Origin of the sequence: Foetidibacter luteolus (genome assembly GCF_009650435.1) — a bacterium.
GTDB classification, from domain to species: domain Bacteria; phylum Bacteroidota; class Bacteroidia; order Chitinophagales; family Chitinophagaceae; genus Foetidibacter; species Foetidibacter luteolus.
Genome location: NZ_VVIP01000078.1, coordinates 24,184 through 40,414 on the forward strand (window position 1 = coordinate 24,184; position 16,231 = coordinate 40,414).

At 44.7% G+C, this 16,231-nt stretch carries 9 protein-coding genes; 2 read left to right on the top strand and 7 right to left on the bottom strand.

Annotation, left to right across the window (positions count from 1 at the left end):
• Nucleotides 1–33: 33 nt before the first annotated feature.
• Nucleotides 34–1,560 carry a hypothetical protein gene (locus tag F0364_RS24245; protein WP_153800406.1) on the bottom strand — a complete coding sequence of 509 codons (1,527 nt, stop codon included), beginning with the start codon at nt 1,558–1,560 and terminating at the stop codon, nt 34–36.
• A gap of 186 nt (nt 1,561–1,746) precedes the next feature.
• On the opposite strand from F0364_RS24245, the gene F0364_RS24250 reads away from it, so the two are divergent.
• Nucleotides 1,747–3,723, top strand: a complete 1,977-nt coding sequence (locus F0364_RS24250) for a KUP/HAK/KT family potassium transporter (RefSeq protein ID WP_153800407.1) — start codon at nt 1,747–1,749, stop codon at nt 3,721–3,723.
• A gap of 394 nt (nt 3,724–4,117) precedes the next feature.
• Nucleotides 4,118–6,709, top strand: coding sequence for a TonB-dependent receptor (locus F0364_RS24255; RefSeq protein WP_153800408.1), 2,592 nt, complete (start codon nt 4,118–4,120; stop codon nt 6,707–6,709).
• Between the two features lie 240 nt (nt 6,710–6,949).
• Here F0364_RS24255 and F0364_RS24260 read toward each other — a convergent pair whose 3' ends face one another.
• From F0364_RS24260 to ccsA, 6 genes are all read right to left on the bottom strand, one after another.
• The gene (locus F0364_RS24260) at nt 6,950–8,101 is read right to left on the bottom strand and encodes a PepSY-associated TM helix domain-containing protein (RefSeq protein WP_153800409.1); all 1,152 of its coding nucleotides are present in this window, start codon (nt 8,099–8,101) and stop codon (nt 6,950–6,952) included.
• Nucleotides 8,102–8,106: 5 nt separating this feature from the next.
• On the bottom strand, nt 8,107–10,470 hold the full coding sequence (locus tag F0364_RS24265) for a TonB-dependent receptor (RefSeq protein ID WP_153800410.1): 2,364 nt from the start codon (nt 10,468–10,470) through the stop codon (nt 8,107–8,109).
• Nucleotides 10,471–10,584: 114 nt separating this feature from the next.
• Nucleotides 10,585–11,220, bottom strand: a complete 636-nt coding sequence (locus F0364_RS24270; protein ID WP_153800411.1) for a class I SAM-dependent DNA methyltransferase — start codon at nt 11,218–11,220, stop codon at nt 10,585–10,587.
• Nucleotides 11,221–11,402: 182 nt separating this feature from the next.
• Nucleotides 11,403–12,311 carry a tRNA (adenosine(37)-N6)-dimethylallyltransferase MiaA gene (miaA, locus tag F0364_RS24275; RefSeq protein WP_153800412.1) on the bottom strand — a complete coding sequence of 303 codons (909 nt, stop codon included), beginning with the start codon at nt 12,309–12,311 and terminating at the stop codon, nt 11,403–11,405.
• Nucleotides 12,312–12,368: 57 nt separating this feature from the next.
• Entirely contained in the window at nt 12,369–13,529 is a 1,161-nt protein-coding gene (locus F0364_RS24280; protein WP_153800413.1) for a sigma-54-dependent transcriptional regulator, read from the bottom strand.
• A gap of 105 nt (nt 13,530–13,634) precedes the next feature.
• Entirely contained in the window at nt 13,635–16,214 is a 2,580-nt protein-coding gene (ccsA, locus tag F0364_RS24285) for a cytochrome c biogenesis protein CcsA (protein WP_153800414.1), read from the bottom strand.
• Between the last annotated feature and the right edge of the window lie 17 nt (nt 16,215–16,231).

The window sequence follows — 16,231 nt, forward strand, 5'->3', positions numbered from 1 at the left end:
CCTGCGGATATTGAACCAAACAAATGAAGAGGATTAAAACTCGATTTTTGCAAAGCAAATATAATTCCTGTACTGGCACGGAACCAATAAAGTACGGGCGGCCACCTGCTTAGCATAACGCGGCATAAAATCGTAGCCCTTATCCAGGTTGCGGAAAGTGGGGTTACGGGTTATTTTGCCTTGCGCATCTATGCTTTGATCGTTGAGCAGCATGGTACGTTTGGAAGCCTCGTTATAGATGAAGTGCACTTCGCTGCCGGCGTTATAAGTGGTGTAGCCGATAAAGTTGTCTGTATTATCATCAAACTGGGATTTGCGGATAACATTGCCCCATTCCAGTTTAGTGGTTGAGTCGAAGGACAGGATGGCGATATTATCAGCGAAGTAACGGTTTATCTGGTTGTTAAAACTGTTCCAGCGGCCCCAGGGATAGTAATAACTATAGAATGGGCTGTAATAGTAATAAGAACTCATGGGGCTGTAAAATGGTGACCCATACATATAATCCCAGCGGTTGTACATGCCGCCGCGGGAAGAAGTGTACGCCGCTTCTGAAGCTATGAAAAAACCCCCATCCTTACGCATAACAATGTTTTGCAGAAAGTAATCGTTAAACGCGGTTTTCAGGTTACCCTCACTCCTGGCTTCTGCACGCAGCTCTTCATTAAAAAAAGCATTGCCGGTAGCTTTTTCTGTACGGCTTACCTTATTCCACAATGTAGCATACAGCCCGTCTATATTGCCCCGTTTACCTTTACTGAAGAAAGAAGCGATAAGGTAATTTTTATTAATGTTGTCAATTTTAAGGCGCAGGTCGTCAAGGAAAATTTTGGACAGTGTTAAATCATACGATGCAAGTGTATCTTCCATCAATGGCTTGTAAAATAGGGTTATCTTGTTGATATTGTCTTTTTGGTTAGAACCCGCTGGCCTTAAAAAAACAATATCACCATCATTATCCACAGCAAATTCATTCAGGAACATACTTTTTTCGGGCATGGGCACATGCAGGCTGCTTTTTTTCAGCAGTTGCATTTCCTGATCAAAAACAAAAGTGGTTACCTCGTAGTCTTTCTCTTCCTTGCTGTTTATTTTAAACACGAATATTTTTTTCTTGTCATCGCTGTTTAAAAAAGTATAGATCTTGTTGTTGGATGAATAGTTGATATTGGTGGTATCCAGCACAACAGGGTCTGCCAACAGCTTGGCTTCACCATTCATTTTGGCATAGGCCCCAATAACATTGTTACGGTACTGGTATTGAAAAAAGAGATAGAAGTAATCGCGGTAAGCCAGGAACTCCACCCCCAAAACACGGTCTGGCAAAAAAGCAAGCTCCTGTTTGCCAATAAGCTTCATGTCATTGTCCAGCATAGAGATGCTGTATTTGTTCCGGGTATTTTTATACACCAGGAACCTGTCGTTCATTTTGCCTATTACATCAAAATTCAGTTGGCGGGTATCATCTTTATCGGGTGCGGAGTAGGTAATTTTTTGTGCACCACCCCAGGCGATAAAACATATGGACAAAGCAGCAGACAGTAACATTCGTTTCATCATAGTTAACCTTAATTTCGCTAACAAATGTAAGTTTAAGCGTATTTATAATTTTGTAAAGTAAACTTAAAGCTACAGCATATACTACGAAATTAAAACGCAAATAGTTGCGTCCTATTTTTAAACGCTAACATTGTATTAAACTATACATTTGTTAAGATTTTTGATTCCGGACTTAATTTTTATTTCGTGAGTAAGCAGCTTGACAAAGTTTCCGTTGCAGGGTTAGTTATTGCATTAGGAATTATCTACGGCGACATAGGCACCTCCCCGCTCTACGTGTTTAACGCCATTATTTTCGAAAGAACCATTACCGAAACACTTATCATAGGCAGCCTTTCCTGCATTATCTGGACGATAACCTTACAAACAACCCTTAAATACGTATGGCTTGTACTAAGGGCTGACAACAAAGGGGAAGGCGGCACGTTTGCCCTGTACGCCCTTGTACGGCGGCACAAAAAATGGCTGGTAATACCTGCTATGCTGGGTGGGGCTGCCTTGCTGGCAGACGGTATTATTACCCCTCCTATTTCCATTACTTCTGCCATAGAAGGTTTACGGGAATTAAAGGCGCTGCACCATCTTCCGCAAAACACAATTGTAGTTATTGTCTTGTGCATATTGGTAGCATTCTTCTTTTTGCAGCAGTTTGGCACTTCATCCATAGGTAAACTTTTCGGACCCATAATGTTCCTGTGGTTTTCTATGCTGGCAATATTGGGCATAGTGCATATTTCAGATGATTTCTCTATCATTAAGGCGTTAAGCCCACATTATGCCATACAGTTTTTAATACAGTATCCCGGTGGCTTCTGGTTGCTTGGCGCCGTATTCCTCTGTACAACGGGCGCCGAGGCGCTTTATTCAGACCTTGGCCATTGTGGCCGCGGTAATATAAGGGTATCGTGGATTTTTGTAAAAGCCTGCCTGCTGCTTAACTATTTTGGCCAGGGTGCTTACCTGCTGGCCCACCGCACAGGCATGACAATTGATGCAGCCACCAAAGAAGCCGAAGGCATCAATGCTTTTTTTGACCTTATGCCCCAATGGTTTGTAATACTGGGTGTAGTAATAGCTACTACCGCCGCCGTTATTGCCAGCCAGGCCATGATATCAGGTTCGTTTACACTGGTTGCCGAGGCGCTGCGGCTTAACCTGTGGCCTAAGATGAAGCTCAATTACCCATCTGAAGAAAAGGGCCAGATATTTATCCCCTCCATTAACACCATACTCTTTGTGGGTTGCGCCAGCGTAATTCTTTATTTCAGGGAATCATCAAAAATGGAGGCGGCTTACGGCCTTGCTATCGTCGTCACCATGATAACCACCACCATCCTCTTTGCCAATTATATGGTGCGAAGGCGCGTTCCCTCGTACTGGATTTACCTTTTCCTTATTATATATATGGTTGTGGAAATCGCCTTCCTGGTAGCAAATATTCAAAAGTTTCCCCATGGCGGTTTCGCCACCTTTGTTGTGGGCGGCATCATGTTCGTAATTATGTATGTGTGGTTCCGCAGCCGTAGAATAAAAAACCGCTATGTAGAATTTGTGCGGCTGGAACACTACCTGCCCATGATACAGGAACTAAGCAACGATAAAACCGTGCCCAAGTATGCCACCCACCTGGTGTACATGACCAGCGCCAACAACCCGAAGGAAATAGAACACAAAATCATTTATTCCATTTTAAACAAAAAACCCAAACGGGCAGATATATACTGGTTTGTACACGTGGATGTGCTGGACGACCCTTATACCTGCGAGTTTATTGTTGACCACATTATACCCAACGACATTATACGGGTAGAATTCCGACTGGGCTTTAGGGTAGAACAAAAAATAAACCTCATGTTCCGAAAAGTGGTGGAAGAACTCGTAAACAATAAAGAAGTAAACATTACCAGCCGCTATGAAAGCCTGGAAAAAAACAATGTAGTGGGCGACTTCCAGTTTATTGTTATGGAAAAATACCTTTCCAACGACAATGAGTTACCATTTGTAGAGAAGGTGATTATGAAACTCTATTTCTGGGTGAAAGACATTAGCCTGAGCGAAGAACGCGGTTTTGGCCTTGACCCCAGTTTTGTTACGGTAGAAAAATTTCCCCTCATCGTATCGCCGGTACCATCAATACCGTTAAAACGGATTTTTACAGAGTAAACCACTTTTTGTTGCTGCACAACTGTTTAGGTGGCAAACTGAAGTGCCCTGTGGCATCGGCTGTTGCGTCGCACTACGTTCATCGTTCAGTTCAATGGGCGGCTTTTCAGCCCCTTATAACCACCCGGTTTAACCAGGTACACCAGTCAAAATTCCGGTTGAGATAATCTACCCGGGTCTGAAAAGCTGCCATGAAAAACCAGCCGATGAAAGGATTGCGACGCAACTGGGCCGCCATGAAAAACCGGACGCCGGTACCCAAAAGGCTTTGCCGCATTTCTTACTTTTATCTCACTATTTTTTACCCTTGTCTCATTTACTTACGCACAGCTTTTTCTGCATATAGTTTTGTGCCACGGTTAACAGATATTGTTGCCGTGTCAAAAAAAGTTTTATGAAAAAGTTGTTACTCCTTCTTGGCATCATCATTTCTTACGTGCAGTTACAGGCACAGTTTCCCGGCGGCGGTGGCGCTGCCGCCAACATTGGCCATATTTATGGCAAAGTGGTTGACAGTGCGGGCAAACCGGTGGCTGAAGCATCTGTAATATTGTTGCAGAACAAGTTAGACACAGCCACAAAAAAGAAAAAAGATGTACTGCTGAAAGGCCTTACAACAAAAAGCAATGGCGAATTTAGCCTGGAAGAACTGCCCATGTTTGGGCCATTGAAACTAAAAATATCCGCTGTAGGTTTTAAAGATGTGGAACAAACGATTTCCTTTATGCCTGCCGGCGGCCCCAAACCAGGTGGTACCGGCGGCGGCATGCCATCGTTTGACAAAGACCTTGGCAACATTAAACTTTCCGCGGATGCCAATGTGCTGCAGGGCGTAACCGTTACCGCCAGCCAGCCACTGATGAAAATGGATATTGACAAAAAAGTATTTAATGTAGAAAAGAATATTACCAGTGCCGGTGGAACAGCGCTGGATGTAATGCGCAACGTACCATCTCTACAGGTGGATATTGACGGCAATGTTAAATTGCGCAACGCCGCCCCCCAGCTTTATATAGATGGAAGGCCCACTACCCTTTCTCTTGACCAGATACCCGCCGACGCCATTGAAAGCGTGGAAGTAATTACCAACCCTTCTGCAAAATATGATGCCTCAGGCGGTAATGCGGGCATACTGAATATTGTATTAAAGAAGAATAAGAAGAGTGGCTATAACGGTAACATTATGGCTGGTGTTGACAGGCGTGGCGGCATTAACGGCGGTGGCAATTTTAACCTGCGCCAGGACAAGTTCAACTTCTCCGCCGCCTTTATGACAAACCAGATGCGTAACCGTACCACCGGCACTACAGACCGTTTGAATTTTGGCGATGTAAATACCCAGGTTTTTCAGCAGAACACCAACAAAACAAACGGTGGCTTTATGTTTGGCAGGCTGGGGCTTGATTACTTCTTAACCAACAGGACCACCCTTTCTGCCGCTTTTATTAAAGTACATGGCGAGTTTAAACCCGGCGAAACCATTGACCTTACTACCGACAGCCTTTATAACACCGGTAAAGTAAGCAGTTACAGTCAACGCCTTTCCAACAGCCAGAGAGAGTTTAATGCCAATGGCCTGCAGTTAGGTTTTAAGCACAACTTTCCCAAACAGGGCGAGGAGCTTACCGGCGATATCAACTATTTTTCAGGAAAAAACAATAACGAAGCCTTATACACCACCAACTATTATTCCGCCCCCAACGGTAACGTTACCGGCACACAATACCAGCAGGTAATTGGCGATGGTACCAATAAGTTTGTAACCATTCAAACAGATTACGTAAAACCATTAAAAGGCAAAACAAAAATTGAAACCGGTGTACGCGTACAACTGCGTAATACCACAAATAACACAGATACTTACCTTAAAGCTGTAGGCGCAGGCGATTACAGCAAAGTAAATACCGGCACCACCAACTACAAAAACAAAGACAACGTGTATGCTGCTTATGTTTCTGTTACAAGTGGTTTTAAAGATTTTGGTTACCAGCTTGGCTTAAGGGCGGAAAGCTCTAACTACAACGGCGAGCTTACCAATACAGGCGAAAAGTTCAGCAATAAATACCCGGTTAATTTGTTCCCGTCTGTATTTCTGAGCCAAAAGTTAAACCACAAGCAGGAGCTTCAGTTAAGCTTTACCCGGCGCATTAACAGGCCTAACTTTTTCCAGTTAATCCCTTATACAGATTATACAGACAGCCTTAACATTACAAGCGGTAACCCCAACCTGGTACCGGAGTTTACCAACTCCCTGGAGTTTTCTTACGGTAAAACCTTCAGCGGCAACAACAATATACTGGCATCGGTGTACTACAAGCATACTACAGGCCTTATTACCCGCTATCTCGATACGGCTATTAACCCCGCAACCGGCAGTAAGGATATCATTAACACGTATGAGAACGCCAACTCTTCTTACTCAGTAGGTGCAGAATTTACCTCCGTTAACTACCTTACCAAGTGGTGGGATATTACCAGCAACATTAATATTTATAAGTCTAAAATCAATACCGATAATTTAACCGGCACATCGCAGGATGCCATGTGGAGTTGGTTTGGCAAGTTCAACAGCAACTTTAAGCTGCCAAAGAATTTCTCCCTGCAGCTTTCTGCCGATTACCAGAGCAAAACCAACCTGCCGGTAACCAACAATACCAACCAGGGTGGCGGCCCTCCCATGCAGCAGGCGCAGGCTTCATCCCAGGGTTTTATCAGGCCGTTCTGGGGTATGGATTTCGCTGTAAAAAAGAGCTTTCTTAAAAACAACGCGGCTACTGTTACTTTAACCGTAAGCGATATTTTCAGAACACGTAAGTCTGACCAATACTCTACCAGCGATTTCTTTGTGCAGAATTACTACCGCCTTAACAACCCGCAAATGGTACGGCTTACATTCTCCTACCGCTTTGGAAAAATGGACATGTCGCTGTTCAAGAGGCAGAATACCAAAGGCCAGGCAAACGCTATGGAAGGTATGAACCAGTAATGGTTATTAAAATACCAGTTCATCAATTAAACATGCCCAATGCTTTATGTTATGGCACAACATGAAGCATTGGGCATAATGTATTTTACAGTATTGCAAACCCTTTATATACGTTACCTAAAGCAGGAATTTTATGGGCCCGGCAGCACGAACTACTATTGAGCTTTGCTTGCGTCGCACTCTTGTACGTTCAATCCGCTATGCGGCACCGTGTAAATGGCTTTAACTATTCAGGTGCTTTTATACAATAGGGCTTGGCCTTGTAATATAAACGGCACTGGCTTTTGCAGGCGACTTCTTTTTTCGCCTGCCCCACCAAACAAGAAAGCCGGTAACAGGCAGGGATGCCGCTACCAGCGAGGCCAGGAAATACACAATTTTACTGCCTATGCCCAAAGCCCTGATGCGGCCGGTATGAAAATCAAAATTGCTTCTGGCTATCCTGTCGTATCCTGTATAGTTTTTGTACTGCTCCGCTTTTACCAGTTTACCTGTAACCGCATTGTAGTATAATGTGTTTTGCTTTCGCACAATGCTGTAGGGGTAACGCATAATTACACGGGTAATAGCTTCCTTACCGGAAGCGGGGGTAACAAAAGTTTCCTTTGCACCTGGAAAAGCGGTTGTAGCTGCCAGGTAAGCATCCTGCACAGAAAGCACTTGTTTTGCTTTGCCCGCCTTTGCCGTTACTTTTTTGTTGTTAACACTGGCGCTGCCGGTAGTTATAAACGATGCAATGCTTTTAACGGTGTCAAAAGTCCAGAACAGGCCGGTAAGGGAAATAATCAACAGCACCAGCAAGGCGTAAAAGCCCAGCACGCTATGCATATCCCACACAAGGCGTTTACGGTTGGTTGTTCTAAAATTTAGGCGTATAGCCTGGCGTAAGAACCTTTTTTGTTTAGGCCACCACAATATCAATCCACTGATGCACATGATGAAAAATATCAGCACATTCCACTTTACTATTTGAGTACCCACTTCCCCCATGTAAAGCCCGGTGTGAATTTTTTGGATGACCGTAAAAAAATCCCTGTTCTTATCCCGCACGCCTGTAACAAAACCGGTAACCGGGTTAATGGTTACCAGGCGCTTATCAGTAAGGAATACAAAAGCCGCATCGCTGGTTTCTTTAAAGCGTATGCTGGTAATCTTTTCGTTAGGGTAATAAGAACGAAAGGTATCAATCATCCTGTCAAGCGGCAAACGGGGGGCGTTGCTTTCAGCAATATGGTAATATTGGTGCTGAAAGGCTTCCCGCCCTTCTTCTTCAAAAACATACAAGGCGCCGGTAATGGCTACTATAAAAACCACCAGCCCGGACACAAGTCCGAGCCAGCGGTGAACAATGCGGAATGTATTTTTTATGGTCTTCTTCTTTTTCTCTGCCATATCATTTAAAATCTGAAAGTAATGTTAGCGGTTACCCTTGTTGGCATTTGCGGCGCCAGCCTGAACGACCAGTATTTTTCATTGGCAAGGTTGTCAACCTTAACACCTATGCGAAAAGTTGGCTTGTCGTAAAAAACAGTGGCATCAAGTACAGTATAGGAGGGTATGGAAAAAGCAAACGTTGTTGTATTTGTCTGGAAAGAAGAGCTGCCGTAATTGCCGCCTATGCCAAAGCCAAGCCCTTTTGCCGCTCCGCCCATCAGCCTGTAACTTATCCACAGGTTGGCAAGGTGTGCCGGTCCGGCAGTGGCAGGCCTAAGACCTTCCACATTTTTGTTAGAAAGGGTGTATTTGCTGTTGTTATACGCATAGCCGGCAACTATGTTTAAGCCGCCAAAAGGGTTGGCAATCACTTCTGCTTCTATGCCTTTGCTTAATTGTGTGCCATCCTGCAGGTTAAAGCCGGGGTGGTCAAGGTCGTCCCTGGTTGTATTGGTTACATCAATATTGTAATAGCTGATGGTGCTGCTAAGCCTATGTTCAAAGGCGTCCAGTTTCATACCTGCCTCCCACTGGTTGGCCTGCTGGGGTTTAAAGGGCACACCGTTAAAATCGGTACCGCCGATGTTGTTAAAGCCATTCATGTAATTAGCGAAAAGAGACACTTCATCTTTTACCAGTTCATACACCAAACCCAGCTTTGGGGATAGTGCGTTTTGCGAAAAAGCGCCATCGGTAGAATCAAGCCCGGGATAATAAGTGCCTTTGTTAATAAACCTGTCAAATCGCAGGCTAAGCATTGCCTTAAAGCGTACCGTAATGTCAATAACATTCGAAACATAGGCGCTGTAAGTGTACTCATTTGTGCGGTAAATGGAATAAGCGCTGTGTGCCGCGGCCGAGTCAACCTTATCGGCATTAAAATAGTTGTATGCCTCGCCGGGCCTTTTAAAATTAATGGCGGGCAGGGTAATGGTCGGCGTAGTCCTGTCGCTGCGCTGGTTATAAAAATCAATGCCTGCCACCAGCCGGTTCCTCATGCTGCCTATTCTAAAATCGCCCACAATGTTCTGTTGTATTTCGGTACCGTTGTAAGGAAAATTTTCTTTTTGCACGCTTTGCTGCAGCGTACTGTCTGTACGGCCTATCAACTGTGTAACATAGCCTTTGGTGGCGGAGTAAGTGCGGGTAAAGAATGTTTGCAGTTTCCACTGGCCTGAAAGGCGGTAGTTGATTTGCCCAAACACATTAAGCTGTTGGGTAACGTAATCCAGGGAATTATTCGTAAACGACCTCTTGTAGTCCATACCCAGGTCTTTTATATTGGTTACTTTACCTGTACGTGCGGGTGCAAACCTGACAGGTGAGGTTGCATTGAAGTTAGATGCTTCCACATCCAGCAAAAAAGACAGTTTGTCGCTGGCTTTGTAAACAAAGCTCGGGGCAAACATCATGCTGCGGGTAAAACCGGCATCCTGGAAACTTTGCTCCGTATGCAGTGCCCCGTTAACACGCATAAGCACCGTTTTATCGTCGTTTAAGGGACTGTTGATATCAAAACTTAACCTGTTAAGATTGTAACTGCCGGCAGTATAACTAATCTCGCCCCTGCGGTATTCATTGGGCTTTTTGGTTACCCGGTTAAAAAGGCCGCCAAAAGAAATCTGGCTACTGTTGAACAGTGTGCCGGAAGGGCCTTTTACCGCTTCCAGTACTTCAAGGTTGGCAGGGTCTATATTGGTATAAACAAACCCCGAAATGCTGTTGCGTATAAGATTGGCGGTAGTAAACCCGCGGGACAGCATGGCACTCCTGCCCTGGTTATACACTACAGGCACACCTGCGCCGGGAATATTTTTGAAAATGCTGTTATAGTCTGTTACCTGCTGCTCTTTCATGATTTCCTTGGTAACAATGGTATACACCTGCGGGTTTTCAATATTCTTCAGCGGCAGCCGTGCTACATCGTCTGTTTCCTTTTTATTAAAACGGTTATGGCCTGTGGTAATGGTTACCTCCGTGAGCTGTTGTTGGGTTACTTTAAGCTCTATACTTATAACAGAGGCCTGGCCTTGAATTACGGTAACAGATTGTTCGGCTGAACTATAACCAATGAAAGAAACATTTAACGTATAAGAACCTGGCTGCAGGTTCTCTATTACAAAGGTGCCGTCTTCTTCAGAAACAGATTCCCGGTTGATATTTTTTACATGAATGGAAGCGCCATACACCGGCTTTTTATCGGCTGTAACCACTTTTCCCTTAATGGCGCCGGAACCTGGTACTTCAGCCTGTGCAGTAATAACAGACAACAGCAATACGAGTACAAAAGAAAATGTTCTATAATAATTACCTGATTGTTTGCCCATAGCATTGTTAATTGCCGGCAAAATTGAAGGTGATAGCGCTTAACCATTTACATTATCGGGAGAAAGCAGTTACGAGAAAAGGAATAAGTATAAACTGTTCAGTGTACCATAACCTTACACATTATTTTTTTTCAGCACTGCAACCAGCAGCCGGGGAAGCGTTGTCCTGTCGTTGTCGTCAAAATATTCCTTGACATCATACACATCCAATCCATATTCTTTACCCGCTTCTGTAAAGTCTGAAACATGATGATTAAAACAATTTACTATCTGCGTGCCGTTCTCTGTTTCAAACCGGGCTTTGGAGCCTGCGTATTGCTTAAAAGGGTGCAGTTCGCCAATATATACATACCCACCCGGACATAATACGGATGACACCTGCTGAAATACCGGGAAAAGGTTTTCAATATGTTCCAGCACCAGGCTAAAGCTAACCAGGTTGTACTGATTGTTTTCAGCAAAGTGCCAGGGCTGCATAATATCGGCCTGCACAAACTTTACATGCGCATCATTCACTTTTTGCCTTGCTTTGGCAAGCATTTCTTCCGACAGATCAACGGATGTTAACTGTTTTGCATGCTCCTTTAACCAAACCGTGTTTTTACCTGTGCCACAGCCAATTTCAAGGGCTGCATCAAAGGGTATGTTGCCGAGCGTTTCCCGCAAGGCGGTGGCTTCGAGGTCTCTTGTTTTGTTGATGTTGGTGTCATACTGACCGGCCCAAACATTATAAGCCTGTCTTGTATCCATACTGTTATATTAAGACTGATTAATAAGTTAAAGCGTGCTGCACAATGGCGGGTAGAGGACAAGTCCCTTCGTTTTGCTCAGGGCAGGCTACTGAAGCAATTGGTGAATAGAATTGCTTCAGTACAAGTGAGTGACACAACCGCAGCCTCATAGCAGCAACAAAGTTCGTCCCAAAAATGTATTTACAACTGCTGCTCAACATAGTTTACCAAATGCTCATATTTTTCCGGATTAAACCATTTAATAGCACTGTCTTTTTTAAACCAGGTGATTTGCCGCTTGGCATACTGGCGGGTATTGGTTTTAATTTGGTCAACCGCTTTTTCAAGTGTGCAGTGGCCGTCAAAATAATCAAACAATTCCCGGTAGCCAACCGTTTGTAACGCGTTTATATGCTTTAAGTGCCGCAGGCTTTTTACTTCCGCTTCCAGCCCCGCCTGCATCATCATATCAACACGTTGGTGAATGCGGGCATGCAGGGCTTCCTTGGGCAGTTCAAGAGCTGTTTTAATGATGTGAAAAGGACGGTTAACCTTATTGCCTTTTCTAAATGTTGTAATGGATTTACCTGTTGCCTGCACCACTTGCAGGGCCCGCATTAAACGTTGCGGGTTCTGCTGTTCGGCAACAGCCCAGAAAGCGGGGTCGGCGTTTTTTACTTCATCCTGCAACCATTGCAACCCGTTACTTGTGTAACCGGCAATTATGCTGTTACGTAACTGTAGTGGCACGGCAGGCATTTCGTCCATGCCTTCACAAAAGGCTTTTATGTAAAGGCCCGTACCGCCAACCATTACTACAACACTGTTGTGCTTAAGGATGTCCTCCGTTTTTTCAAGAGCGTACAACTCAAAAGTACCGGCATTTACCTCTTCCTGAATGCCGTGGCTGTTAATAAAGTAATGCTTTACCTGTTGTAATTCTGCGGCAGAAGGTTTGGCCACGCCAATATTGAGTTCACGGTAACATTGGCGGGAATCAGCAGAGATAATTTCTGTGCCAAAATGTTGTGCCAGTTGTATAGCCAGCGCCGTTTTACCAACGGCTGTTGGGCCGGCAACAACAATAACTGTTTGGCGTGGATGGCTCATGGAAAAGATAGGGAGAAGTAACGTTATCTACGTTTCTGCCACACTTCTCCCGTTATATCAGTTGGGCAGTACGTAATTGGTAACATCTTCCAGCATAATGGATTTGCCAGACAAAATAACCAGCCTTTCCACCACGTTGCGCAGTTCGCGGATATTGCCCGTCCAGTCGTGCTTTTGCAAGGCATCCATTGCTTTTTTATCAATCAGCTTTTTGGCCTGTCCATATTCCTCCGCTATATCGCTCAGGAATTTATCTACCAGCAGCGGGATATCATCCCGGCGCTCATTCAGAGACGGTACATGAATCAGTATAACGCTCAGGCGGTGGTAAAGGTCAAGCCGGAAGTTCTTTTCTTCCACTTCCTTCATCAGGTTTTTGTTGGTGGCGGCAATCACCCGCACATCTACCGGAATTTCCTTATCGCCCCCTACCCTTGTAATCTTGCCTTCCTGCAATGCCCGCAGCACTTTTGCCTGCGCATTAAGGCTCATATCGCCAATTTCATCCAGGAAAAGTGTGCCGCCATTAGCCTGCTCAAACTTGCCGATACGTTGTTTAATGGCCGATGTAAAAGAACCTTTTTCATGGCCGAATAATTCGCTTTCAATCAGCTCGCTGGGTATGGCCGCGCAGTTAACTTCTATCATCATTCCATCGGCGCGGTTGCTTTTGGCATGTATCCATCTGGCCACCAGTTCCTTGCCACTGCCGTTCTCGCCGGTAATAAGGCAACGGGCATCGGTTGGCGCCACTTTTTCAATGGTTTCTTTAATACGGGTAATGCCATCGCTTTCGCCAATCATTTCCTGCACTTTGGCCACTTTGCGGCGCAACGTACGGGTTTCTTTGCTTAGCACATTACGATCCATGGCATTGCGTATGGTAATAAGCATGCGGTTTAAATCCGGCGGTTTGGATATGTAATCGAAGGCGCCCTTTTTCACCGCATCAACGGCTGTTTCAATGGTACCGTGGCCGCTTATCATAATAATGGGCACATCCGGGTTCACTTCACCGGCCTTTGTTAAAAACTCAATGCCGTCCATTTTAGGCATTTTGATATCGCAAAGCACAACGTCGTAGCTGTTAGAAGTAAAGTATTTCCATCCTTCTTCACCGTCAGCGGCTTCCGTAACCTTAAAACCTTCGTTGCCAAGTATGTCTTTCAACACATTCCTGATGGCACGCTCGTCATCCACAATCAAGATATTTGACATAGGGGTGTTATTTTAGGGCTGCTAAGATAAGGAAGTTGCGGTGACTGAAAACCAGTAATGTACGATGCCGGGCACCGGTATAAGATGTACATGTATTCAGGAAGATTATTTAACCACGTTAAGTTTACGCATTCTATAACGGTAGCGGATACTCATAATAAAACCAATAACCATAATGATGATACCAATCCAGAGTATGTTAATGAAGGGAAATTCGTACACTTTAAGCGTGATGGCATTGTTCATAATGCTGGCCTCTTTAAGGCCTATTTCCAGTATGCCGTTTTTCTCATCCTTCACTTTATTGAATTTCAAAACCAGGTTTTGCGCTATTACAGAATCCTGCAGGTTGCGGATGGTATTGCCTGCCAGTGCAATGCCAGGCTTTACCGGGTATTGCGCTCCGTTTTTGGCAAACACAGTCATATCCAGCAGCATTACGGTTTCTCCCGGGTTTACAGGCCTGTTTACCTGTGCCGGGTTAATATCCACTTTATTTAAAACAATAAAGCCGTTTGAGTAGAAAGTGGTATCTCCGGTTTTCATTTCCCGCGGCTGAAAAGAGCTGGTATCCGCTTTATCTGCATCCAGCCACGAGCTTACGTACACAAAAATATCCTTGTTGGCGTAATGCTTTTTATCGGGGTTGGCGGCAGGTTCGGCATTGTCTCCTTTGCCTTTGATTACATCAGGATAAAGCGTAAAATTTTCACCGGTGGCTTTGTGCTCAAATGCCAGCTTGAAAAAGCGTTTGTTGGCTTCATGCCCAAAGGTATCATTAACATAGGTAACATGGTATTTACCCATGTCTGTTTTAATACCCTGGAACAAAGTCATATTTTCGGCGGGGTCTTCATTTTTTGTTTTCTCAAACAAAGCAATCCCGCTGGTATTTTTGCTAAGCACCTCTTTTTTGGCAGATGAAAGCAATACACCTAATAACACCAGCCCAAAACCTACATGCGCCACAGATGCGCCGGCACTTTTCAGTTTGCCTTTAAGGCCAATCCATATATAGCTGGCATTGGCAACCACAGCGTAAGCGCTGGCAAACAATGCAATATGAATGGCTGCCAGGAATCCAACACCATGTTTATCGTACTGAATACCCCCAAATACGCTGATTAAAAGGCTTAACGCAATTGCTGCAACTGTAGGCCACAACACTTTCTTTACAAATAGCTGTTTAGGCGTATCCTTATACCGCAGGTATTGGGTGGCGGCGGTAAGTATGCCTATAATGATGGCAATAAATATTTGCACCTGGTTATAAGAGAATTCAGGTTCTTCCGGGTTGGCCATTTTAGTGCCGAGTAGTTTATTGAATACCGGCACCGATGTTTTAAAGGATATGATAATACTGGCCAGGAACAACACCAAAGCCCCTATAAACATCCAAAACTCGCGGCTGTAGCTGCTTTCTTCTTTATTAACCGAGGGTACATTTTTTTGCAGGTAATAATATACAATACCGAGCCCGCCAAAAAATGAAAGTAACATGGTTGGCGGATAAAAATAACCGGCAACCAATGTGCCTACAAAAAAACCTGTAACAATTAGTTTTTGTTTAATATCTGCCGCACCGGTTACGTTAAGCAGCCATATAAACAAAGCCATAAACAGGTACAACTGCACGTTCATATCAGCGCCGGTAAAGGCATGTACAGAAGTATCGCCCAGTATGCCGCTACGTGTAAGGAAGGTTGAATAAAGTATTAATATAAATGACAGAAAATAAAAAAGATAAGTGGTACGCAGGGAGTAGCCGGTGCTTTTATAGATAAGGTTGGTATGCAGCCCGCCAACCAGTATAAGCCAGGGCACAAGGGAGGCATTCTCCACAGGGTCCCATGCCCAGTAGCCGGCAAAGCTAAGGCTTTCGTAAGCCCATGCGGCGCCCATCATTATGCCCGTGCCCAGCACCGCCGCGGAAAAAGAGGCCCAGGGCAATACGGGTTTTATCCATTCGTCATTATTGTTTACAAAACCTGCATAAGCAAAAGCGAAGGGTACGATGGTTGAAGCAAAACCAAGGAACAGTACCGGTGGGTGTATCACCATCCAGTAATTCTGCAGCAATATGCTGATGCCGTTACCATCCTGTATAAGGGAAAGATAATCCTGCCGCAGTGCGCCGGTGGCTATATCCCTGAAGGCCGGGGCATTGTCAAACATGCCTTCGTTGCGCATCAGCACAAAGGGGCTGGTACCTATCTTCAAATCAAACACGTAAACACCCAGCAGCATGGTAGCCAGGCAAAACTGTGCAAAACTCACCACTGTCATTACCGGCGCTTCCAGCTTTTTGGTAGTGGCAATCAATATCCAGCCAAGCACACAATGCCAGAAACTCCACAACAGAAAGCTGCCCTCCTGCCCTTCCCAAAAACCGCTTAGCAGGTATTGGGTATCCATTATCCTGTCGCTATGCTGCCAGGCATATTTGTATTCAAAATAGTGGTTGGTAATAATATAATACAGGCAGGAGAAAACACCCAGTACAGAAACAGTTTCTACCAAAAAAGCCCCCCTGGCCAGCTTAAGCCAGCTTTGCTTATCAGCCGGAAGCAGTGCCCTGTTGGCCGAGTAATACGCTAAGGTGGCTACCAGTGATGCTACTAAAGAAAGTACCGCAAAAAAATGGCCTATTTGGCCTGGGAGTAAATGTTCGCCTGTATAATTCATTGCTTGTTACTTGCTGA